The sequence below is a fragment of the Amycolatopsis sp. WAC 01376 genome (assembly GCF_003947415.1).
GTDB lineage: Bacteria > Actinomycetota > Actinomycetes > Mycobacteriales > Pseudonocardiaceae > Amycolatopsis.
In genome coordinates, this window is the sequence record NZ_QHKL01000009.1 from 383,936 (window position 1) to 405,109 (window position 21,174).

General features: G+C 68.9%; 22 protein-coding genes and 1 other RNA gene. 11 read left to right on the plus strand and 12 right to left on the minus strand.

The genetic code is table 11. From position 1 onward, the window contains the following. The first annotated feature begins 48 nt into the window (after positions 1-48). The gene (locus tag DMH03_RS37270; protein WP_125796672.1) at positions 49-990 is read left to right on the plus strand and encodes a CobD/CbiB family cobalamin biosynthesis protein; all 942 of its coding nucleotides are present in this window, start codon (positions 49-51) and stop codon (positions 988-990) included. 193 nt (positions 991-1,183) lie between these two features. Here the strand turns inward: DMH03_RS37270 and DMH03_RS37275 are convergent, their stop codons facing one another. The 3 genes from DMH03_RS37275 to DMH03_RS37285 are packed head-to-tail and all read right to left on the minus strand — an operon-like array spanning position 1,184 to position 3,165. Beyond that, positions 1,184-1,804 carry an FMN-binding negative transcriptional regulator gene (locus tag DMH03_RS37275; RefSeq protein ID WP_125796673.1) on the minus strand — a complete coding sequence of 207 codons (621 nt, stop codon included), beginning with the start codon at positions 1,802-1,804 and terminating at the stop codon, positions 1,184-1,186. Positions 1,805-1,858: 54 nt separating this feature from the next. Then, positions 1,859-2,680 (minus strand): SURF1 family protein, encoded by an 822-nt coding sequence (locus DMH03_RS37280; protein ID WP_125796674.1) that lies wholly within the window; start codon positions 2,678-2,680, stop codon positions 1,859-1,861. A 23-nt stretch (positions 2,681-2,703) separates the two neighbouring features. Next, entirely contained in the window at positions 2,704-3,165 is a 462-nt protein-coding gene (locus tag DMH03_RS37285; RefSeq protein ID WP_125796675.1) for a low molecular weight protein-tyrosine-phosphatase, read from the minus strand. Between the two features lie 130 nt (positions 3,166-3,295). On the opposite strand from DMH03_RS37285, the gene DMH03_RS37290 reads away from it, so the two are divergent. Beyond that, positions 3,296-3,616, plus strand: a complete 321-nt coding sequence (locus DMH03_RS37290; RefSeq protein ID WP_125796676.1) for a hypothetical protein — start codon at positions 3,296-3,298, stop codon at positions 3,614-3,616. Between the two features lie 500 nt (positions 3,617-4,116). Here the strand turns inward: DMH03_RS37290 and DMH03_RS37295 are convergent, their stop codons facing one another. Continuing rightward, positions 4,117-4,671: a chorismate mutase gene (locus DMH03_RS37295; RefSeq protein ID WP_125796677.1), complete on the minus strand. Its 555-nt coding sequence runs from the start codon at positions 4,669-4,671 to the stop codon at positions 4,117-4,119. A gap of 31 nt (positions 4,672-4,702) precedes the next feature. Here DMH03_RS37295 and DMH03_RS37300 point away from each other — a divergent pair, with 31 nt between their 5' ends. The 4 genes from DMH03_RS37300 to DMH03_RS37315 all read left to right on the plus strand — a co-directional run bounded on the left by DMH03_RS37300 (position 4,703) and on the right by DMH03_RS37315 (position 9,242). Then, complete coding sequence (locus tag DMH03_RS37300) at positions 4,703-5,524, plus strand: Nif3-like dinuclear metal center hexameric protein (protein ID WP_125796678.1); 822 nt, start codon at positions 4,703-4,705, stop codon at positions 5,522-5,524. Between the two features lie 16 nt (positions 5,525-5,540). Then, positions 5,541-6,278 (plus strand): zinc ribbon domain-containing protein, encoded by a 738-nt coding sequence (locus DMH03_RS37305; RefSeq protein ID WP_125796679.1) that lies wholly within the window; start codon positions 5,541-5,543, stop codon positions 6,276-6,278. Then, a complete protein-coding gene (locus DMH03_RS37310) occupies positions 6,275-7,393 on the plus strand; it encodes a bifunctional RNase H/acid phosphatase (protein WP_125796680.1) in 1,119 nt (372 codons plus the stop codon). The genes DMH03_RS37305 and DMH03_RS37310 overlap by 4 nt, the downstream gene beginning before the upstream one ends. Before the next feature lie 112 nt (positions 7,394-7,505). Continuing rightward, positions 7,506-9,242, plus strand: coding sequence for a hypothetical protein (locus DMH03_RS37315; protein WP_125796681.1), 1,737 nt, complete (start codon positions 7,506-7,508; stop codon positions 9,240-9,242). Between the two features lie 71 nt (positions 9,243-9,313). Here the strand turns inward: DMH03_RS37315 and sfnG are convergent, their stop codons facing one another. From sfnG to DMH03_RS37335, 4 genes are read right to left on the minus strand one after another with little or no spacing between them, the layout of a single operon-like run. After that, entirely contained in the window at positions 9,314-10,441 is a 1,128-nt protein-coding gene (gene sfnG / locus DMH03_RS37320; protein WP_125796682.1) for a dimethylsulfone monooxygenase SfnG, read from the minus strand. Between the two features lie 33 nt (positions 10,442-10,474). Next, complete coding sequence (locus DMH03_RS37325; RefSeq protein ID WP_125796683.1) at positions 10,475-13,309, minus strand: AAA family ATPase; 2,835 nt, start codon at positions 13,307-13,309, stop codon at positions 10,475-10,477. 31 nt (positions 13,310-13,340) lie between these two features. Further along, positions 13,341-13,700, minus strand: a complete 360-nt coding sequence (locus DMH03_RS37330) for a zf-HC2 domain-containing protein (protein ID WP_233611814.1) — start codon at positions 13,698-13,700, stop codon at positions 13,341-13,343. An 11-nt stretch (positions 13,701-13,711) separates the two neighbouring features. Continuing rightward, on the minus strand, positions 13,712-14,266 hold the full coding sequence (locus DMH03_RS37335) for a sigma-70 family RNA polymerase sigma factor (protein WP_125796767.1): 555 nt from the start codon (positions 14,264-14,266) through the stop codon (positions 13,712-13,714). A gap of 246 nt (positions 14,267-14,512) precedes the next feature. Here DMH03_RS37335 and DMH03_RS37340 point away from each other — a divergent pair, with 246 nt between their 5' ends. The 5 genes from DMH03_RS37340 to rnpB all read left to right on the plus strand — a co-directional run bounded on the left by DMH03_RS37340 (position 14,513) and on the right by rnpB (position 18,143). Further along, entirely contained in the window at positions 14,513-15,163 is a 651-nt protein-coding gene (locus DMH03_RS37340) for a DUF4142 domain-containing protein (protein WP_125796685.1), read from the plus strand. Further along, entirely contained in the window at positions 15,160-15,969 is an 810-nt protein-coding gene (locus DMH03_RS37345; RefSeq protein ID WP_125796686.1) for a ferredoxin, read from the plus strand. Before DMH03_RS37340 ends, DMH03_RS37345 begins: the two co-directional genes overlap by 4 nt. Further along, on the plus strand, positions 15,966-17,249 hold the full coding sequence (locus DMH03_RS37350) for an NAD(P)/FAD-dependent oxidoreductase (protein WP_125796687.1): 1,284 nt from the start codon (positions 15,966-15,968) through the stop codon (positions 17,247-17,249). Before DMH03_RS37345 ends, DMH03_RS37350 begins: the two co-directional genes overlap by 4 nt. Further along, the gene (locus DMH03_RS37355; RefSeq protein WP_233611815.1) at positions 17,170-17,730 is read left to right on the plus strand and encodes a hypothetical protein; all 561 of its coding nucleotides are present in this window, start codon (positions 17,170-17,172) and stop codon (positions 17,728-17,730) included. Before DMH03_RS37350 ends, DMH03_RS37355 begins: the two co-directional genes overlap by 80 nt. 14 nt (positions 17,731-17,744) lie before the next feature. Next, positions 17,745-18,143: RNase P RNA component class A (gene rnpB / locus DMH03_RS37360), an RNA gene on the plus strand. An 84-nt stretch (positions 18,144-18,227) separates the two neighbouring features. Here rnpB and DMH03_RS37365 read toward each other — a convergent pair. The 4 genes from DMH03_RS37365 to DMH03_RS37380 are packed head-to-tail and all read right to left on the minus strand — an operon-like array spanning position 18,228 to position 20,893. After that, complete coding sequence (locus tag DMH03_RS37365; RefSeq protein ID WP_370311027.1) at positions 18,228-18,971, minus strand: hypothetical protein; 744 nt, start codon at positions 18,969-18,971, stop codon at positions 18,228-18,230. Beyond that, entirely contained in the window at positions 18,902-20,029 is a 1,128-nt protein-coding gene (locus DMH03_RS37370; RefSeq protein WP_125796688.1) for a hypothetical protein, read from the minus strand. Before DMH03_RS37370 ends, DMH03_RS37365 begins: the two co-directional genes overlap by 70 nt. Positions 20,030-20,034: 5 nt before the next feature. Next, a complete protein-coding gene (locus DMH03_RS37375) occupies positions 20,035-20,367 on the minus strand; it encodes a hypothetical protein (protein WP_125796689.1) in 333 nt (110 codons plus the stop codon). A gap of 25 nt (positions 20,368-20,392) precedes the next feature. Then, positions 20,393-20,893, minus strand: coding sequence for a YbaB/EbfC family nucleoid-associated protein (locus DMH03_RS37380; RefSeq protein ID WP_125796690.1), 501 nt, complete (start codon positions 20,891-20,893; stop codon positions 20,393-20,395). Positions 20,894-21,174 lie beyond the last annotated feature (281 nt).

The following is a 21,174-nucleotide window of genomic DNA, read 5'->3' on the forward strand; positions in this document are numbered from 1 at the left end:
AGTAATCTCTGCAGGTCTTCGAGGGATACTGCATGCGGGGGGGCGACGGTGAGCGCGGCGCGCGCGATCGGCTTGGTGTTGGGGGTGGCCGCCGACGGGGCGATCGGGGATCCCCGGTCACGGCGTCCGGTGACGGCGTTCGCCAGGGCGGCTTCGGCGGTGGACGCGAAAGTCCGGTCGAAGCATCCGGCGGTCGGAGTACTTTGGACCGGCGGCCTCGCGGGTTCCGCCGTGCTGGCGGGCGTGCTCGCCGAACGCGCCGGACGGCGCAGCCCCGTCCTGCAGGCGACCACGACCGCGGTGACCACCTGGGCCGTCCTCGGCGCCGCCGGCCTGGCCGCGCACGGCACTTCGCTGGCGCGGGACCTCGAAGAAGGCGAACTCGAAACCGCACGCGGCACACTGTCCACACTGGACCCCCGCGTCGCCGACGACCTCGGCGTCATCGGCCTCTCACGCGCCTCGGTGGAAACGCTCGCCGAGAACACCGCGGACGTCGTCATCGCGCCGCTGGTGTGGGGAGCGCTCGCCGGCGTCCCCGGCCTCCTCGGCTCGCGCGCGATCAGCCTGCTGCGCGGCCTCGGCCGGGGACGACCCGAGCGCTACCGCTGGTTCGTCGCGCGGCTGGACGAAATCGTCCATCTCGTCCCCACCCGGGTCGCGGCCGGGCTGACCGTCCTCGCGGCCCCGGTCGTCGGCGGCTCGGCGGGCGGCGCGTGGCGCGCTTGGCGCCGGGACACGACCGCTCACCCCAGCCCGAACGCGGGCCGCGTCGAGGCCGCCTTCGCCGGGGCGCTCGAGATCCGCGTCGGCGGGCGGACCGTGTACCCGCACGGCGTCGAGGAACTGCCGGTGCTCGGCATCGGCCGCAACCCGGACGCCGGACACGTGACGCGCGCGGTGGAGCTCTCGCGGGTGGTCGGCTGGCTGGGCGCGATCAGCTCGGTGGTGCTGGCCGGTCTCGTCGGGCTTCGGCGACGGCGGCGCTGACCTGCGGTTACGGCGGCCGGGGGAGCAAGGGACCTTTGCTATCGCGCTGCCGCTGACCTGCGGAAAGGGAGCAAGGGACCTTTGCTATCGCGGGGTGACCGTGTGGATTTTGGGACGTCAGATGTCCCGAAATCCACACAGTCACGGTGAGCCGGTCCGGCTTCGTCGCGCCGCGGCGAGCAAGGGACCTTTGCTATCGCTCTCGCCGCGCCAGCTGCGCCCGCGCCCGCGCGTCCATCGGGCCGTCGCGCCGCGCCAGCTCCGCGTCGATCCGCGACCGGTCGGCCGGCTGCTTGTTGCCGCCGAACTTGAACTTCGCCCGAACGCCGGTCACGGTCAGCTCGACCCCGCGGATGCCGGGGAGCAGCCGCTTGTCCGGCGCCTCGGTGGCGCTCACCGCGACCCGCTCCCCTGATGGCTCGAAGTGCGCGAGCTGCCGGTCCAGCAGCGCGGCCTTCTCCGCCGCGTCGTCGATCAGCCGGACGTCGCATTCGAGCTGGACGGACGCGTAATACGACGTCGGCACGCCGTGCGGCGGGTCGGTGGGGGTGTTCCAGCCGGAGCGGATGTAGGTGTGGTCGTCGATCACCGACAGCAGCGCGCGCGGGTGTTCCTCCAGCAGCGGCCAGACCGGGTTCGGCCGCGCGAGGTGCAGCAGGACCGTCCGGTCGCCGTCGAAGACGAAGTGAACCGGGTTGGCGATCGGCAGGTCACGGCCCGCGCCTCCGGCGATCAGCTGGCCGAAGTCGTGTGCGGAGAGCCAGGCCTGCCATTCGGCGTCGTCGTGGGCGGCGTCCCACGGGTGAATCAGCATGATCGCATCCGAACACGCTAAATGGACCGGTAAAAGGGCCATTTTCGCGTCAGATCAGGTGGCCACTTCGGAGCGTTCGTCCTCGGCCAGCATCTCCGCGACACTCTTGCGCCGCTGCGGCCGGTCCGTGGCCAGTACGCCACCCGGCTTCAGCTCGCGGACGGTGAAGTACAGCCAGCCCATCAACGCCATGGCCCCGAAAGCAATCCACTGGAGCGCGTAGGAGAAGAACGGTCCGGCGTCGGTCTGCGGCAGCGGCAGGGCGCCCAGCACGCCGGGCTGGTTCACGTCGAGCTGGAAGTACCCCGGCCGGATGTCCAGCTTCGCGGCCCTCGCGACGACCTGGGAATCGACGACGTAGCTCTGCAGCTTCCCGCCCGTCGACTCGTCGGCGAACGCGTCGCGGTTCTTGCCGTCCCTCTCGTCATGACGTGCCCGCGTGACGATGTCGACCGTGCCGGTGGGAGGCGGGGAGAAGGGGAGCGCGCGCGATTTGTCGTCGAGCCGGACGTACCCGCGGTCCACCAGCACGATCGTGCCCTCGACAGTGCGGAACGGCGTCAGGACCTCGTAGGCCGCTTCGCCCTGTACGGAGCGCAGACGGGCCACGACCTCGCCCTCGGGAAGGTACGTGCCCTTCATCGCGACCAGATGCCATTCGGTGCGCTGATCAGGGGCCGCGCCGTGGGGAAGCAGCTGGTCCAGCGACCGCGGCTGCCCGGAGAACGACTCCCGCAGCGCCGCGTTCTGGTGCTCGCGTTCGGTGTTGCGGGAGAACTGCCACGGCGCGAGCAGGGTGAAGCAGGTGATGGCGAAGGTGAACACCACCAACGTCAACGCCAGCCACCCAGGCTTCAGCAGGAACTTCAACCGCACCCCACCACGGTAAGCGGTCCGCCTCAGGCGTGTGCGCGCACCCAGTCGAGCAGGCCGGGAACGGACCGCTCGATCATGCCGAGGACGTCCTCGAAACCGTCGTCCTCGCCGTAGTACGGGTCCGGGACCTCGGCGCCTTCGGGCGCGGACGGATCGAATTCGCGCAGCAGGCGGACCTTCTCCTGGTCCGCGACCTTGCGCCGGAGGAACGACAGGTGACTCTCGTCCGCCGCGAGCAGCAGATCGGCGGCAAGATGCCCGCGGTCGACCTCGGCCGCGACGTGACCGGTCGGGTAACCGTGTTCGGCCAGCTTCGCGCGCGCCCGCTTGTCCGCGGCCTCGCCCACATGCCAGCCACCGGTGCCCGCGCTGGACACCTGCACGAGGTGATCGAGACCGGCTTCTTCGGCCTTCGCGCGGAAGACGAGCTCGGCCATCGGGGAACGGCAGATGTTGCCGGAACAGACGAAGACGATGTGCAGCACCCGATCAGTGTGAAGGCCGACGGAGATCGACCGCTCACCGGCTCCGAACGGCTACCGGGCGCGCGAAGCTGGAAAGCCGGGACGAAGCGGGAGTAGACCTCCTGGAGAGAAACACGCAGGAAGGTCGCGTATGAGCGCACCAACACCCATCGTCGAGTCCGCGGCAACCGGGCTCCGCTGGTATCGCATCACCGTCACGCATCCGCACCCCTACGAGGTCGGGCGGATCCTGTCGGAGCACCACTTCGTCCAGGCGAGATCGCCGAAAGAAGCGATGACCAGGATGCCGTTGCACCTCCGGTCGAGCGCGTCCGTCGCGCCGTACCAGGTCGGCCACACCGAAGTCCCCGATCACCCGACGAAGGCCTACCGGGCGATGCTGTGGACGGGCCGAGTGATGCGCGCGGCCGGGCGCTGGGCGATCAACAAGGACGCGAAGGCGCTGGACTGACCCGGAGGCGATAGCAAAGGTCCTTTGCTTCGTCGGCGGCCGCGGCACCCCGCTGTGACGTCGCCTTCTGTCGGCAAGGCAACTGGCCGCACGAAGTCAGGCGGGGTCATCAGGCCCGCTTCGCGAGCGGGGAAGATTTGGGACACTCAACGTCCCAAATCTTCCCCGCTCGCCCGGCCGTAGACGTCAGGCGCTCTCTTTCCGCAGGTCAGCAGCCAGGCGATAGCAAAGGTCCCTTGCTCTCTTGCGCGGTGACCGTGTGGATTTTGGGTCATCCAACGCACCAAAATCCACACGGTCGGTCAGCACCATTACGCGGAGTACAGGGTGTGTGGAAATAGGGACACTCAACGTCCCTATTTCCACACACCCAGCCCGCCGGGAACGCGACACCAAAGGTCCCTCGCTCCCTTTCCGCAGGTCAGCGGCAGCGCGATAGCAAAGGTCCCCTGCTCCCGCCGCGACGAAGGGCGCGACCAAGGCCGCGACGAAGGACGCGATCAAGCGCGCGAGCAGGCCGACCGCACCGACTCCCCGAGCGCGACCGAGTGCAGCCGGTCCAGGCCGCGCCGCGCGTCGACCAGCCGCACCGTGACCGCGAGCCGCAGGTCGCACGACCGCCGCGTCCGCGCGTCCCGGGTCGAGCCGAGTTCGGTGAGCAGGCCCGCGTTGAGCCGGTCGATCACCGGCCGCACCTCGGTCGCCAGGTCGGGTCGTCCGGGCGGCCGCGTGCCGGGGTGTTCGGTCCACCGCGCGTACAGGCCGCGCTGCACGACCTTGTTCGCCTCGATCTGGTCGCGGAAGAACCGCACCACGCCGTCCGCGTCGAGACCGAGGCCGGGCGCCTTCGCGGCCATCGAGTCGAGGATCTGCTGTTCGCGCACCGGATCGTCGATCGGCGACGGCGTGCCGAACTTCGCGGCGGCGACCTTGTCGGCGATCTGCACGCGCTGAGCGGCGAGGTCGGTCAGCTTCCAGAGTCCCGGAGACGCCGACGCCGGCGCGGGTATCACCACGAGAAGCAACAAAGCGGCACAGAGCACCCGAAGTCGCATGCCCGGAAACGCTACATGCGAAAATCGCCGGGTGCCCGCGCTAGCCGAAGTCATCGCCGCCCTCGAGCAGGCGTACCCGCCCGAACTCGCCGAATCGTGGGACGCCGTCGGTCTCGTCTGCGGTGACCCTGCCGAGAACGTGGACAAGGTGCTGTTCTGCGTCGACCCGGTCGACGAGACCGTCGAAGAGGCCATCGAAGGCGGCGCGCAGCTGATCGTCGCGCATCACCCGCTGCTGTTGCGCGGCGTCCACGGCGTCCCGGCCGACAGCACCAAGGGGCGCCTCGTGCACCGTCTCATCCGTGCGGGTGTCGCGCTCTACTGCGCGCACACCAACGCCGATTCCGCGTCACCCGGCGTCTCCGACGCGCTCGCCGACGCCATCGGCCTGACCGTCCTCGGCCCGCTCGACCCCCGCGAGGACGGTGTCACCGGCATCGGCCGCATCGGTGAACTGCCCGCGCCCGAACCGTTTTCCGTCTTCGTCGAACGCGTCGCGAACGCCTTGCCGCGCACGGAACCCGGCGTCTACGGCGCGGGCGACCCGGCTCGCCCGATCCGCCGCGTCGCCGTTTCCGGCGGTTCCGGCGACAGCTATCTCAAGCGAGCCACCGCCGCCGGTGTCGACGCGTACGTCACCGCGGATCTCCGGCATCATCCCGCCGGCGAGCACCTCGCCGAGATCGCCGACGTCCCCGCCCTGGTCGGCGTCACACACTGGGCGAGCGAGTGGCCGTGGTGCGAGCAAGCCTCGGCCGTCGTCCGGGCCGCCTTAGCGGGTAACGTCGATGTTCACGTCTCCACGAGGTGCACCGACCCGTGGACGCTACGGGCCACCCGAACCGCGCACTAAGAATCCAAGGAGCACTGTGAAGGCCGACCCCGCCGTCCAGCGAAAGCTGCTCGAACTCGCGAAGGTGGACGCCGAACTCTCGCGTACCGCCCACCGCCGCCGCACCCTGCCGGAGATCGCCGAGATCGACGCGGGTGAGAAGACGGTGCGCGAACGACGTGACGCGCTGGTCTCGGTCCAGACCGCGGCGTCCGACCTCGACCGCGAGATCGCCCGGCAGGAGAAGGAGATCGAGTCGGTGCGCGCTCGCGGCGACCGCGACCGCAAGCTCCTCGAATCCGGTTCCGTCGCGGCGAAGCAGATGACCGACATCGAGCACGAGCTGAACAGCCTCAACCGGCGCCAGTCCGCGCTCGAGGACGACCTGCTCGAACTGATGGAGCGGCGCGAGGCGCTCGAGCTCGACGCCCAGCGCACCAGCGCGGAGGTCGCGAAGGCCGAGAACGAGGTCGCCGAAGCCATCCGCCGTCGTGACGAGCAGTTCGCCGACTTCGACACCACGACGGCGCGCCGTGACGAGGACCGCGCCAAGCTCCTGCCGCGGTTCCCGGAAGACCTGCTGAAGCTCTACGAGCGGATCCGGGCCCAGAAGGGCATCGGCGCGTCGCTGCTGCGGTCCCGCCGATGCGGTGCCTGCCAGCTCGACATCGACCGCCGCGAGATCGGCGAGATCAAGGCCGCCCCCGAAGACAACGTCATCCAGTGCGAGAACTGCGGCGCCATCCTGGTGCGCACCCTGGAGTCCGGCCTGTGACCGACCACGTACTCGTCGAGGCCGACGGTGGCTCGCGGGGCAACCCCGGCCCCGCCGGATACGGCGCGGTCGTCAAGGACGCGGCCACCGGCGAGGTGCTCGCCGAACGCAAGGCGTACGTCGGCATCGCGACCAACAACGTCGCCGAGTACTCCGGCCTGATCGCCGGGCTCGCCGCGGCCGCCGAGCTCGGAGCGTCCACAGTGGACGTCCGGATGGACTCGAAGCTCGTGGTGGAACAGATGTCCGGGCGCTGGAAGGTCAAGCACCCGTCGATGCAGCCGCTGAACGCCGAGGCCAAGGAGTTGGCCGCCGGGTTTTCCCGCGTGCGTTACGAGTGGATTCCCCGCGCGGAGAACTCCCACGCGGATGGGCTCGCGAACGAAGCCATGGACGCCGGCCGTGAGACCGAGAAGCGGCCGGAAGCACCGAAGACCGTGAAGCAGGACAGGGTCAGCCCGGTCGGCTGGACCGGCGCGACCGGGACGCCGACCAAGCTGCTCCTCGTGCGGCACGGCCAGACGGCGATGTCGGTCGAGAAGCGCTACTCCGGCCGCGGCGACGTGCCCCTCACCGAACACGGCAAACAGCAGGCGGCCGCCGCCGCGAAACGCCTCGGCGCGATGGAGGGCCTGGTCGTCGACGGCGAGGCCGCGCCGATCATCGCCTCGCCGCTGATCCGCACCCAGCAGACCGCGCAGGCGATCGCGGACGCGCTCGGCGGCCGGGTCGAGACCCACCCGGGGCTGATCGAGACCGACTTCGGTGACTGGGAAGGCCTCACCTTCACAGAGGCGATGGAGCGCGACCCCGAGTTCCAGACCAGCTGGCTGTCCGACACCTCGATCGCGGCGCCGGGCGGCGAAAGCTTCGACGGCGTGCACCGGCGGGTCCGCAAGGCTCGCGACGAACTGATCGCGAAGTACGGCGGGCGGACGCTCGTGCTGGTCAGTCATGTCACGCCGATCAAGGCCCTGCTGCGGATGGGCCTGGACGCCGGGCCGTCGCTGCTGTTCCGCCTGCATCTGGACCTGGCGTCGCTCTCGATCGTCGAGTTCTACCCGGACGGCAACGCGTCGGTACGGTTGGTGAACGACATCTCGCATCTTTCCTGATCGGGAAGGTGTGGCGCGGATCACGCCTGGATATGACGTGTCGTAGGCGGCCAATGGGGTATTGGCTACAGTTTCGGCGACGGCACGTGAGCGAAAAGGCAAAGACGGGGACATGACGGCGAGCGCACTCAGCGAAGCTTCCGAACAAGACGTGCCCGACCCGGCGGAGACGCCGGCCCGTCGTGGCCTGGCCGCCCGTATCGCGCCGTACCTGGCGGTGCTCGCCGGTGTCGCGGCCCTGGCCTGGCACGCCACTCTCTACGGCCACTGGATCGTCGACGACGCGGCCATCACCTTCTCCTACGCGCGCAGCTTCGCCGACGGGCTCGGCCCGGTGTTGCAGCAAGGGCAGCCGTCGGTCGAGGGCTGGTCGAACTCGACGTGGCTGGTGGCGCTGGTGCTCGGCAAGCTCGTCGGCGTCTTCGACAGCGGCATGCTGTTCGGCGTTCCCGACTACGTCCTGTTCCCGAAGCTGCTGGGGCTCCTGTTCACCGCCGGGACGCTGGCCGCGTGCCACATCGTGGCGAAGCAGGTCTTCGCGCGCTTCGCTTGGCTGGTGACGCTGGTCGTCGGGCTGACGCTGGCCGCGATCCCGTCGTTCGTCATCTGGACGATCTCCGGGCTGGAGAACTCCCTGTTCGGGATGGCCGTCGCCTGGCTCGCCGCGCTGCTGTTCGTGGCCGTGCGCAAGGACACCGTGCTCACCGCGAAGGTCGCCATCTGGTCCGGGGTGCTGGTCGCGTTCGCCGCGCTGACCCGCCCCGAAGGCCTGATCTACGGCGGTGCGTACCCGCTCGTCGTCCTGTTCCAGCTGCGGAAGCCGCTGCTGGGGCAGAGCGTCAAACTGGTCGTGGTGTCGGTGGTCGCGTTCGCGATCCCGTTCGGGGCGTACCTGGCCTGGCGGATCACGGAATTCGGCAGGCTGCTGGCGAACCCGTCCATCGCGAAGGGCCAGGGCTTGCCCGGGCTTTCGGCGCTGAAGCAGCCCTTCGAACTGGTCGGCTACGCGGGTGTCGCCGGGACGATCCTGCTGGCGCTGACCATCGGATACGCGCTGATCCGCGCGGAGTGGCGGCGCGGCCTGATCGCGCTGCTGGTGCCGCTGGCGCTGGGCATCATCGCGTACGGCGTGATGGTCCCGGACTGGATGGGCCAGCACCGGTTCGCGACCCCGATCTGGATCCTCGCCGTGCTGGCGGGAACGCTGGCCGCCGGCGAACTGCTGCGCCGGTCGCGTGCCGTGCTGCGGACCGTCGTGGTGCTCGTGCTGGTCGCCGCCGCGATCCCGTCCGGGATGGGCTTCGCGTCGGCGTCGAAGAAGTTCCAAGAGGTCCCGACGGTGCCCGCGTGCCTCATCGCCGACCGCTTCGGCCGCGGCTTCAACACCATGGCCGACATCCTCGGCCTCCAGCAGGCGTCGCTGCTGCTGCCCGACCTCGGCGGCTCGTCGATGACCAGCCGCCTGCACCTGGTCGACATGGCCGGGCTGGTCGAGGCGGACGTCGCGGACTTCCTCAAGAACGGCGACCTGCCCGGGCTGCGCGACTACGTGTTCGAGAAGGTCAAGCCGACCTTCATCCACTCGTGGGGCCCGTGGGCCGCGGGCAACGGCATCACCGTCGACCCGCGGATCGACCGCGACTACGAGCCGATCTTCGTGTATCCGGGCAGCGGGCCGCGCAACGGTGACTTCGTGCGCAAGGACGCCGTCTCCAGCCCCGAGAAGCTGAAGGCCGTCCAGGAGTACGCCGCGAAGACCCTGCCGGACGTCGAGGCGGCGCGCTTCGGCGGCCCGCTCAAGGACTGCGGCCCGACCATGCACCCCGGCCAGACCGTCTACCTGCCGTAAACCCCCTGCGTTTAGTCCTCTGAATGCGGTAGTTGCCCCGCGCAACGACCGCATCCAGAGGACTGAACGCGTCAGGGGGCGGAAGTGACCAAGGGTTCGGGGGTGGCGGCGCCTCGTTCCAGGTCCGCTTCCTTCGCCCGGATCACCGGCAGCACGTGCTTCCCGAAGTGCTCGACGTCCTCCAGGTAGTGCAGGAAGCCGAGCAGCAGCAGGTTCGCCCCGCGCTTCTTGTACTCGATGGCCCGGTCCGCGATCTGCTCCGGCGTGCCGATCAGCCCGGTGCGGAAGCCGTCGTTGTACTGCACCAGATCCTTGAACTCCGAGTCGGCCCACATCCCCTTCTTGTCCGAAGTGGAGCCTCCCGCCTGCTTGACGGCGTTGCGGAAGCCCTCGACGGCGTCCGAGTTCGCCTTCTCGACGATCTCGCGCAGCACGGCCTTCGCCTCGCTCTCGGTCTCTCGCGCGATCAGGAAGCCGTTGAGCCCGAAGCGGACGGCGTGGTCGTTCTGGGCCGCGTAACCGCGGACCTCCTCGACCTGCTCGCTGAAACCGTCGAAGTCCTTGCCGTTGCTGAAGTACCAGTCGGACACCCGGCCCGCGAGCTTCCGCGCCGCGGTGGAGTTGCCGCCCTGGAAGATCTCCGGATGCGGACGGCCGACCGGTTTGGGTTTGATGTCGAAATCGTGGATCCGGTAGAAATCGCCGGCGAATTCGGCGTGGTCGCTCGTCCAGAGTTCCTTCAGTACGCGAATGAACTCTTCGGAACGACGGTATCGTTCGTCGTGTTCCAGCCATGGTTCACCGAGGTTCGTGAATTCGTCCTTGAACCAGCCGCTGACCACGTTGACCGCCGCGCGACCGCCGGAGATCACGTCCGCGCTGGCGATGAACTTCGCGAGCACCCCGGGATGCCACAGTCCGGGGTGGATCGCCGCGATCACCTTCAGCCGCTGCGTCGCGAGCAGCAGCGCGAGGCTGAATCCGGTCGATTCGTGCTGGTAGGCGGCACCGTAGCTGGCCGTGTAGCGGACCTGGCTCAGCGCGTATTCGAACCCGCTGTTCTCCGCGAGGACGGCGAGATCCCGGTTGTACTCGTATCCCCAGTCGGTGCGCTGCTCGATGTCGCTCGTGACCAGACCGCCGCTCACATTGGGGACCCAATAGGCGAATTTGAGTGGTTCGGATTCGATTCCCGGCATGTCGCGGAGTGAACCCGCCGCCCCCGGAAACCGTCAATCACCGTCCACGCGCTGGGAACGGCCGAGCGCGGAACACAATTCCGGTCGTCCGGTGATCTCCAGTTTGCGGTACGCCCCGGACAAATGGAGTTCGACGGTGCGGCGGGTCAGGTGCAGCGCCTCGGCGATCTCCCGGTTGGTGAGACCCTGTGCGGCCATCAGCGCGACGCGGTATTCCTGTTTGGTGAGACCGTGTTCGTTGTCCTTCGCCGTCGCGAGGCTCGTTCGCGCGCTCCGCAGCGCCTCGGAGGCCCGCGTCTCAAGCGGCCGGGCTCCGCAATGCTTGCTCGACCGCACAGCCAGCCGCAGTGTGCCGACCGCCTTCTCGGCCTGCCCGTGCCGGGCCTGCAGCACGCCGAGTTCGGTCAGGGCCTCGGCCAGCGCCAGCTTCGCCGTCGACCCGCCGAGGACGTCGACGGCCTTGGTGAGCAGGCGTTCCGCCTCCTCGCCGAGACCGTCGTCGCGGACGAGGCCTGCCGTGGTCAGCGCGCCGCCGAGGATCCGCGGCGCTCCCCAGCGTTCCGCGGCGTCGAGGTCCTCCTCGGCGAGCCTGGCCGCCGCGTCGGTGCGCCCGAGCGCCAGCGCGGTGCGGGCGGCGTGCGCCCGCCAGGGAGCGAATCCGGGGAAGCGCATGCCGTGGTGTTCGAGACGGCGGCCGCAGCCGCGCAGGTCTTCGTAGCCGAGTTCGGGCTCGCCGGTGGCGGCCCGGAGCCTGCCGCGGGCGTAGAGCAGGTAGTTGTGCGTGAAAAGTGCTTGGGTGGCCCCGAAATCCAGCTTGTCCAGCACCGCGTTCGCGACGTCGTGGCGGCCGAGGTCGACCGAGACCTCGATCAGTCTCGCCGCGCACAGCACCGCGATCGGGCAATGACCGGTGACGCCGCGTTCGTCGAACTGCCGCACCAGGGATTCGTAGTGGACACTCGCCCGCTCCAGATCGCCGCCCGCTTGCAGGGCGATCCCGCGCGCGAGCGTGGCGAGCGCCCCCTTCGGCACGTGGAAGTCCCAAGGCAGGCGTTGGGTGTCGAGCACCTGGCAGAGCCGGTCGGTGAGCGCGGGCTCGTCGGCCAGCGCGGCCGTCGCGAGCGTGAAGAAGTAGGGCTGTTCGAACAGTTCGGGTTGTTCGCCGGACAGCGCCTCCCCGAAATGCCGCACGGCGTTCGCCGAGGACTTCCCGCTCCGCACCGTGTCGAGCGCGAGCAACCCCGATCGGCTCTGTCGCGCGGCGGGATCGTTCAGCGGTGCCCACTGCCGCTCGAAGTCGCGGAAGTCCGGCGGCGGCCCGAGCCTGCTGCCCGCTTCGGCGAGATAGGTCATGCACAGCAACGGCCAGACGGCGTCGGGCCCGCCCGCGTCGAGCCGCGCGGCGAACTGCCCGGCGGAGTTGATCGCCAGTCGCGCGTCCGGGCCGCAGCACAGCGAAAGGATCATGGCCGTCGCGACGAACGCGGCGGTCTCGCGGTCGTCGATGTGATCGACGGCTTCGCGGACGCGGGCGGGCGCGAGGTCCGGGTCGCAGTGGAACTCCGCGTGCGCGAGCTGGAGCAGGACCGCCATCCGCTTGCGTTCGCTGAGCCGTTCTTCCAAGGCCCGCGACAGGAACCGGACCGCCAGTCCCGGGTCGCCCTCGACCACCGAATGCCGCGCGGCCAGCCGCAGCACGTCCACCGCCCAAGGGATCCTGATCGCGGTCGCCTCCAGAAGGTGCGCGCCGACCCGCTCCGGCGCGGCACCCGAGTCGTGCAGGAGCCTGGCCGCTCGCGACTGGCTGACCGCCCTGGTGGCGAGCGGCATGTCGGCGAGCACCGAATTGCGGACGAACCGGTAGGACAGCGCGGGCCGGTGACTGTTGGTCAGCAGATGCACGCGCACCATCGTGTCGATGGCCTCCAGCGCGGTGCTCTCGTCGACCCCGGCGAGCCGCGCCAGCAGGTCGAAGCTCGCGTCCTCGCCGAGGATCGCGACGGCTTCGAGCATCTTCGGCGCGGCGGTGTACTCGTGCATGCGCACCCGCAGCACCTCGCCGATCATCGCCGAGCCCGCGGTGTCCAGTTCCATCCCGGGGACCAGGCGGCGCCGCAGCGCGCTGAGCAGGAACGGGTTGCCGCCGGTGAGCTCGCGGCATTCCTCGGCGAACCGTCCGGGGGAGACGCGGAGGAACTCGGCGACGTGTCCCGCGCCCAGCCCGCGCAGCCGGATCGTCGCCGGCGTGCACCCGGACATCTCGAGCAGGGCGACCTCGCCGGTTTGCAGATGCCCGATCAGCGAGGTCAGCACGACCATCACCGGCAACTGCTCGACGCGATGCCGGATGTAGGCGAGACAGCGCATCGACCACGGATCGGCGAGGTGGATGTTGTCGATGCCGAGGAAGACCGGTCCCTGTTCGGCGGCGTGGCGGACGGTGCGGAAGAAGGCGTCGAGCGCCTCCGTCTGTTCCTGTTCGTTCCGGGGACGGCGGTCCGGCAGGATCTCGGCCGCGTGCGGCGTGCGCGGCCGCGGCGATCCGGGTTCGGCGGGCGCGTGGGTGAGCGCTTCGAGGAGCTGGCGGCCGACACCGCCGCTCAGATGCGTCTCCAGCCGGGACGCGGTCGCGATCGCGACGGTGAAGCCCGCCGCTTTCGCGAGTTCACCGGCGGCTGTCAGCACCGACGATTTGCCCATGCCGAACTCTCCGACCACCACCGCGCTGACCGCGCGGCCGTGCAGGGCGGCCCGGAACAGCCCGGTGATCGTGTCGAGTTCGCTGTCTCGACCCAGTAACCCGGCGGCTCGGCGCTTCGGTACCGAAGGCCCGCCGAAGGGGCTCTCGGGATTTACTTCGGTATGCACCGTAGAGACCTTCGTGTCGGCTTGCGGCAGACTACTTCAACGTAAGCGGTATCGGGAGTAATCGCTGGTCGTCGAGGGGAGCAGGGGTCAAGATGTCCGCATCCGACGAGACCCGCCGGGCCGACCGTTGCGACGACATCAGGGCCGCGACGACGCACGCCAGGAAGACCACGACGAGGTTGGCCGCGATCATCGACAGCCGTCCGCGGCACCGCGTGGCGACGGGGGACAGGTAGCTCAGATCGGCCCTCGCCAGCGCGACTTCCACCGACGTGAATTCCGCGACCTGCCTGCCGCAGCGCCCGCAGCCCTTCAAATGCTTTTCGAAGGCGTACGCCTCGGCCTGATCGAGCACACCGAGTACGTACGCCGCCACATCGGTGTGTTTCACCTTTCGCTTCCTCATCGCGAACCCAGTTCTCCTAACGACCGTCGCAATGTCCTCATGGCCGCGTACAGGCGTGATTTTACCGTTCCCTCCGGGATTCCCAATATCACCGCCGCCTCCCGGACGGTATGCCCGGTCAGATACGTCTCGTAGATGACGGCCTGGTATTTGCTGTCCAGATATCGTAGCGCTTCGGAAATGACGAGTGCGGACAGTGACTGCTCGGTCCGGTCCGCTATTTCGGCGTTTTCGGAACTGTCCAGCTCCACCTCCTGTGGTCGCGCCCGCCGGTTTCGCCAGCCGTCGATCACGATCCGCTTGGCGACCGTGAGCAGCCAGCCGCGCAGCATTCCCGGCTCACGGTTCAACGTGTCGGAATGCTGCCATGCACGGATCAGTGTTTCCTGGACGACGTCCTCCGTCCATTGTTGATCATGGCCCGTCAGGTACAGCACCTGGTTGAACAGAGTCTCCCGGAAATCCTTGTACAGCAACGAAATCAGCTCATCGGAAAGCTCGTTCGGCCGGCGGTCGCCGCCGACCCGGCAATCTCTGCCCACTGCTTCCATAAAGTTCGCTACCTCCCCAACGGTGGAGGATTTCACAGGTTCGTACACCGTAGCGCAGACTATCGCCGTGAGCCATGTGCAGTAGTGGTCTGTTCACTATTAGTCGGCCGGTACGTATGTCAGTGGGAAACGGTTCTAAATGTGTCGTGTGATGCACATCACACTGGACCCGAGTGCCGAGATCGAACCGGCCGCTCCGGTTCGCCGTACTTCCAGTGAGGCACTTCCATGACGGGGACGGGTGAAATGATCTATCGACTGCTCGGAGTGGTGATCGCCTGCTTGGCGATATGGGTGGGAACGCCCGCCCGTGCCTTCGCGGAAATCGACGCCCATGACCGGGAACTGCTCGTACGAGTACGCCAAGCCGGTTTGTGGGAAGGCCCGGTCAGCCGTCAGGCGGAACAGCGCGGGAACGGGCAGCGGGTGCGGGAGGTCGGCCGCAAACTCGCCGAGGACCACGACCGTCTCGACGCGCAGGTCCGCACACTCGCTTCGAAGGTCCGCGTCGAACTCCCCGCCGAGCCCACCGAAGAACAGCGCTCCTGGATCGGCGAGATCACCGCGGCGGGCGGCGCCGACTTCGACCGCCTCTACGTCAATCGCGCCCGCGCCGCGCACGGGAGCATTTTCGGGCTCGCCTCCCAGGTCCGTGCCGCCACCCGCGACGACGCGATGCGTTCGTTCGCGCAGACCGCCGTCGACACCGTCATGCGGCATATGACCCTGCTCGAAAGCACCGGTATCGCCGAGACCACGTCGCTGATGGTCGTGCCCACCGGCGGCAACGAACTCGACGGCGGCGACATCGCGCTCGGCGTGCTCATGGCGGGAATCGCCGGCGGCGCGACCTTCGGGCTCGTCCGGGTGCTCGGCTCATCGGGCAGGCGCGCATGACGGCCTCGCTCCTGGCGGTCATCCCGGCCCCGTCGCCGCACGACAGCGGGGTGCGGGACATCGCCGCGCTTTCGGGCCGGTTCGCCTACGTGACGATGTGCCTGACGCTGGCGTGGGGCGTGCTGAGCGCCACCGGCTGGATCAGGCGCGTCACCGGCCACGAGGCACTGCGCGGCGGTCACGTCGTCCTCGCGACGTTCAGCCTCGCCACCGGTGTCGTCCACGGTCTGTCCTATCTCTTCCTCGACGACGACTCGTTCGACCTCTTCGCGCTGCTGATCCCGTTCGCCGGCGGCGGCGTCGCGCGGCACGCGGCGGGCGTCGTCGGGCTGGAACTGTTCATCGCCGTCTCGGTCACCGCCGCGCTGGGGCGCCGGGCGAACGGTCGCGGCGGGCAGCGGTTCCACCAGGCCGGCTACTTCGCGGTCGGGCTGCTGGCGATCCATTCCTGGCTCGGCGCGTCCGCGAACGGGAATCTCGCGGCCGTGTGGCTCGGCGGGATCACCGTGCTCACCCCCGCCGTCGTGCTCACCGTGCTTCGCGTGCTCCCGCCGCGGACGCTGGTCCGGCTGGGACTGCTCGAAGGCGAGACCGGCCGGGCCGAACGGGTCCGGATCTCCGTCGACGACAAGAAATGCCACCGCTACGCCATCTGTCAGGCCGAAGCTCCGCAGGTCTTCCAGTTACAGGGCGACGGTCAGCTGCGCTACCTCCGGAAACCCGGTGCCAAACAGGTGCCGCTGGTCCAGGCCGCGGCCCGAGCCTGTCCGATGCGCGCGATCCGACTGCAAGGGGCGGGACAATGAGCGAACGGATAGTCGTGATCGGCGGCGGGCTCGCCGGGCTGCGGTGCGCGGAACGGTTGCGGGAACTGCGGTTCGACGGCGAACTGGTCATCGTCGGCAACGAGCCCGAGCTGCCGTATCACCGGCCGGCGTTGTCCAAGCAGCTGCTGACCGGCGCCACCGGACCGGCGGAGATGATGCTCGCGCGGCCCGACGAGATCGACGCCGAATGGCGGTTCAACACCCCGGCGACGCATTTGCAGCCCGGCCGCCAGATCGTCCACCTGCCCGGGGCGGAGGAACTTCCGTACGACGGGCTCGTCATCGCCAGTGGCGTCGAACCGCGGCGGCTTTCCGGTGTCCCGCACGGACATCCGCGGGTGGTCGTCGTCCGGACACTCGCCGACGCCGCGGAACTGCGCGACAACCTCGCCGCCGACAACGGGCCCGTCGCGGTGCTGGGCAGCGGGTTCATCGGCTGCGAGGTCGCCGCGAGCCTGCGCGAGATCGGCCGCGAGGTCACCATCATCGGCCGGTCGGCGACCCTGCTCGGCGAGGTCGTCGGCAGGCACATCGGGCAGAAGCTTTCGGCGCTGCACCGGTCGCGGGGCGTGCGGCTGGCGCTGGGCGCGTCCATCGACGACTGGCAGACCACGGCGAACGGCCTGCGGCTGCACTCGTCCGACGGCTGGGTCCTGGACGTCTCGTGTGTCGTCGTGGCCGTCGGGACCGTGCCCTCGATCTCGTGGCTGCGCGGCTCGAAGCTGCCGCTCGACGACGGCGTCGTCTGCTCGCCCACGTGTCATGTGCTGGGGATGAGCAACATCGTCGCCGCCGGCGATGTCGCGCAATGGCCGAACCTGCGGTTCGACGAGACGCCGAGACGGGTCGAACACTGGCTCAACGCCGTCGAGATGGGCCGGGCGGCCGCCGAGAACCTCCTCGCCGGACCGCAGGCTTCGCGGCCCTTCGCGCCGGTGCCGCGGTTCTGGTCCGAACAGCACGGCATGCGCATCCAAGCGGGCGGCATCCCGAAGCTGGGCACCGACACCGTCGCGCTCGCCTCGCCCGTCAGTGGCGAAAGGCCCGTGACCGGCTTCGTCCGCAAGGGACGCCTCGTCGGCGTCGTCGGCCTCGACAGCCCATCCGGCGTCCTCCACTGGACCAACGAGATCGCGGAGCAGAACCCCGTCGACCCGCAGGAAGAAACGGAGACGCCCGATGCGCCGATCACGGTTGACCATGCTCGTCGTCATCGCGGCGCTCGTCGTGGGCGCCGCGATGTGGTGGCAGGCGGCTGATCCCGTGTCGCGGACAGCGAGCGCCCCGGTGACCGAAGCCCTCCCCAGCCCGCGTGTCCCGTCGCCCGGCACCGCGCGGCCCAGTTCCCCCGCGGACACTCCGTCCGGCACACGGCTCACCGCCGTCTACATGACACGGATGGGTCAGGCCATCCTCGACGAGACCGGCGCCGTCCTCTTCCGCTACGAACGCGACAACCCGCACAAGGCCCGCTCGGCCTGCCTCGGGGACTGCGCCGTCGTATGGACCCCCATCACTACCACCGGCAAGCCGCTGGTGACCGGCATCGACCCGGCCCTCGTCGACACCATCAAACGTCCCGAAGGCGCCGAACAGGTGACCTTGGCGGGCAGGCCCCTCTACAAGTTCGCCAACGCGCGCCCCGGCGAATGGACCGGACAGGGCACCGACCACCTCTGGTTCGTCGTCAAACCCGACGGGCAACGCAACCTGAACTGCCTCCCCGCGCCCGTGCAGTAAGATTCGCCGACGGACGAGTCGGCGGGGCGGCCGCGAGCCGGGAGACCGGTTCGAGGAAAGTCCGGACTCCACAGGGCAGGGTGGTTGTTAACGGCAACCCGGGGCGACCCGCGGGACAGTGCCACAGAAAACAGACCGCCTCCGTTCGCTTCGCGGGCGGAGGTAAGGGTGAAACGGTGGTGTAAGAGACCACCAGCGTCCTGGGTGACCAGGACGGCTAGGTAAACCCCACCCGGAGCAAGGTCAAGAGGGAGCCGCGAGGCTCCTGCGCAGGCGATCGAGGGCTGCCCGCCCGAGCCTGCGGGTAGGCCGCTCGAGCCCGTCGGCGACGGCGGGCCTAGATGGATGGCCGCCACTCGCTCAGCCGCAAGGCGAGGCGAGGACAGGATCCGGCTTACACGCCGGCTCGTCCGTTCTACCTGTCGTTGGTGGTGATGCCCCCAAAGTGGCATTGGGGGCACCCCTCTCGCCCCTGCCTCGACCCGGCGCCTCTCAGGTCACCACTCACGAGGGTGGTTTCGCAGGTACTGCTCCTCGGTGCGGCTGTGCAGCGGGAACTTGAAAATCGACCCGTCCGGCCAGGTGATGGTGCGGCCGCGGAAGCCGATCTCGGGCGCCTGCGGTTTCCGGGCCTGCCAGATGATCTCCGGTGGCGGCGCGTCGGCAGGGTCTCGGTCCGTCGATCCGGTGTCCACCACCGCGATTCCCGAAGGCGAGCACACCAGCCATGGCCCGCTCGCCTTCCGGAGCCGGTCGGTCAGCTCGAGCACCATCGCGTTCGCCGGGCCTTTCACCTGGCTCTCCGGTCGCACGGAACGGCCTGAACCGGCCGCCGAATTGTGCGCCAGATAAAGGACGTAGCCCACCGCCGTGCCGATCCCGCGCAGGATGTTCCAGAAGAACCGCCGGATCAGCCGTTCGCCTTTGACCGTGCCGTCGAGACGTCTGCCAGGAACGTCGTGCCGCAGCTTGTCGCCACCGAGGCGCAGCACCATGACCGGCTCGTGCCACTGGGCGGTCATCAGCTCCTCGACCCGTTCGCGGAATCCGGGACGAACGGAGACCTCTTCCCTCTTGGCCTCCAGCCGTTCTTCGTGCGCGAAGATCTTTTCGGCTGCTCGCCGCCGGGTCTCGGTGGGCGCCGTCGCGGCGAGTTCGCCCGGGGTGGCGGCTAGATGTCGAGATTCTTGCGGGTCTCCTCCGGGCTCTTGTCCCCGCCGATCTCGCTCTTGTCGAACCACGGCTCGTCCCCTTCCGGCGTCACGGCTTCCTTGCCCTCGGTGAAGGCGCCCTTCCCCGCTCCGATGCCTGCCTTGACGCCCGCACCGGCCACCAGCGGGCGTACCCCGACCGAGGTACCGAACATCGTCGTGAGCACCCGGTTGCTCGGCTGGAAGCCCTGCGCCACCGCGCCGAACCCGAACTTGGTTTCCCCTGGCATCACGCCGACCCGCAGCTTCCGGGTGAACACTTCCACCTTGCCCGCGAATTTCTTCAGGAACTCCATGAAGGTATCGAGCAGTTTGCCGAACTTGCCGAGGTAACGGGTCACCTTCTGCATCACGCTGACCGCCTTGGCGATGGACGCGGTCATCGCGGCGGCGACCGAGCCGCCGAAGCTGATCACCGACGCGGCCAGCGCGGGCAGCCAGAGGGTGATCAGCCAGGAGATCAGCTCGGTGATGATCCCCTTGATCAGCTCCTCAATGACCACCATGACCATCGACCACATCTGCAGCACTTCGGCCACCGATCCGGCGGCCGAGCCGACGCCGCGGATACCGGAGGAGAAGTCGCCCAGCGCTTCCTTCGCCGCCGCGCCGGCGTCGTCCACCCACTCGGCGAGAGCCGTGTCACCGGTCTTCTCGAAGTCCTCGGCGAGCGCGACGAAGCCCTGCGCGATCGTGACGAAGTTTTCGGACGCGTGCCCGATGGCCGGGCCGTCCCCGGTGACCTGGTGCAACGCGTCCTGCAGCGGCTGGACCAGCTCGAGCAGCATGTTCAGCCCGTGGCTGACCAGCCAGCCGATCGGGTCCATGGCGAAGGTGACCATGTCCGCGGCGGCCGCGCCGACGAACGCCGCCCCGTCTCCGACCAGCGCGCCACCCGCGGACGCCAGTTCGCCAGGGCTGTCCGCCTGGGCCGCCTGCTGGGCGTGCCCGGCGATCGACTTGCCCGACTTGTAGATCGTGCCCGCCACGGGCACGTGTCCCATCGCGCGATCGAGGTTCGCGCTCATGCTCTCGTCGTACGCCTGGACGTTGAGCCCGTCGGCGATGCTCGACTTCTCCTCGGTCATGACCCCTACTTTCCGAGCGTTTCGTCGATGGTCGCCTCGTGCTTGCCGAACTCGACCTTTCCGGCTTCCTCGATGCCCCGGTACATCTCGGAGGCCTTGTTCAGCTTGCCGACGAACCCGTCCACGCCGTCCTTCAAGTCGTCCAGCAGCGAACGGAGTTCGCCGAGGCGGTCGGTGTAGCCCTGTTTGGCCCAGATCCCGACGACTCCCCACGCCTCGTCGGTCACGTCGGCGGCGTCGATCTTGGCGCCGAATTTCTCCGCTTCCTGCTCGTAATAGGGGAGCTGCTGGGCGTAGGCGGCGATCGCCGCGATATTCGTCTCGATTCCCTTTGACATCGTGGGAGTCCCTCGGTCGGTTCGGTCAGCTGCGGCGGAGGAAGGAGCCGCCGTCGTCGAAATAGTCGTCGTCGTCCCGCGGGGCGGGGCGGCGCGCCGGCCGGGATGGCTGTTGCTGTTGTGCCTGCGACGCCGGTTCTTCCTCGGCGGTTCCGAACGCCTCTTCCTGAGCCTGGCGAACCTGCTCCGAGGTGTTGACGCCGAACGTGTCACCGAAAGCGTCGTCCACGATTCCGGCCTGCTGCTGGACGGCCCCGGCGACGGCCTTGCGCAGGGTGCTCATGAGCAACGAGGACAGCTGGCCCGCTTCGAGGTGCATGGCGCCCGCGGTGAGCCGGATGTCGGTGACGGTTCCGGCGGCCCCGGCGACCACCGTGACCTCGCCCGACGGAGAGGTCGCGGTGGTCTCGACCTGCGCGATCCGCTCCTGCATGTCGCCGACCTCGGCGAAGCGCGTCTCGGCCTGGCGCACCTTGGCCTGGAAGTTCTCGAACTGGGCGATCAGTTGTTCCATCTGGGCGGACATCGTCGCTCCCCGTACGCTGTGGTGATCCGTGGTTCATGGTGATTCGTGGTCTGGAGTATGACGCAGGCGAGCGGGTTCGGTTCCGCCTCGCCCCCGGCCGGTGGTAGCAAAGGTCCCTTGCTCACCTTCGTGATGACTGTGTGGATTTCGGGTCACCCAACGCAACAAAATCCACACGGTCACCACGCGGAGTAGCGGGTGTGTGGAAATAGGGACACTCAACGTCCCTATTTCCACACACCCCGGCTTCAAGTGGTAGCAAAGGTCCCTTGCTCCCGCCG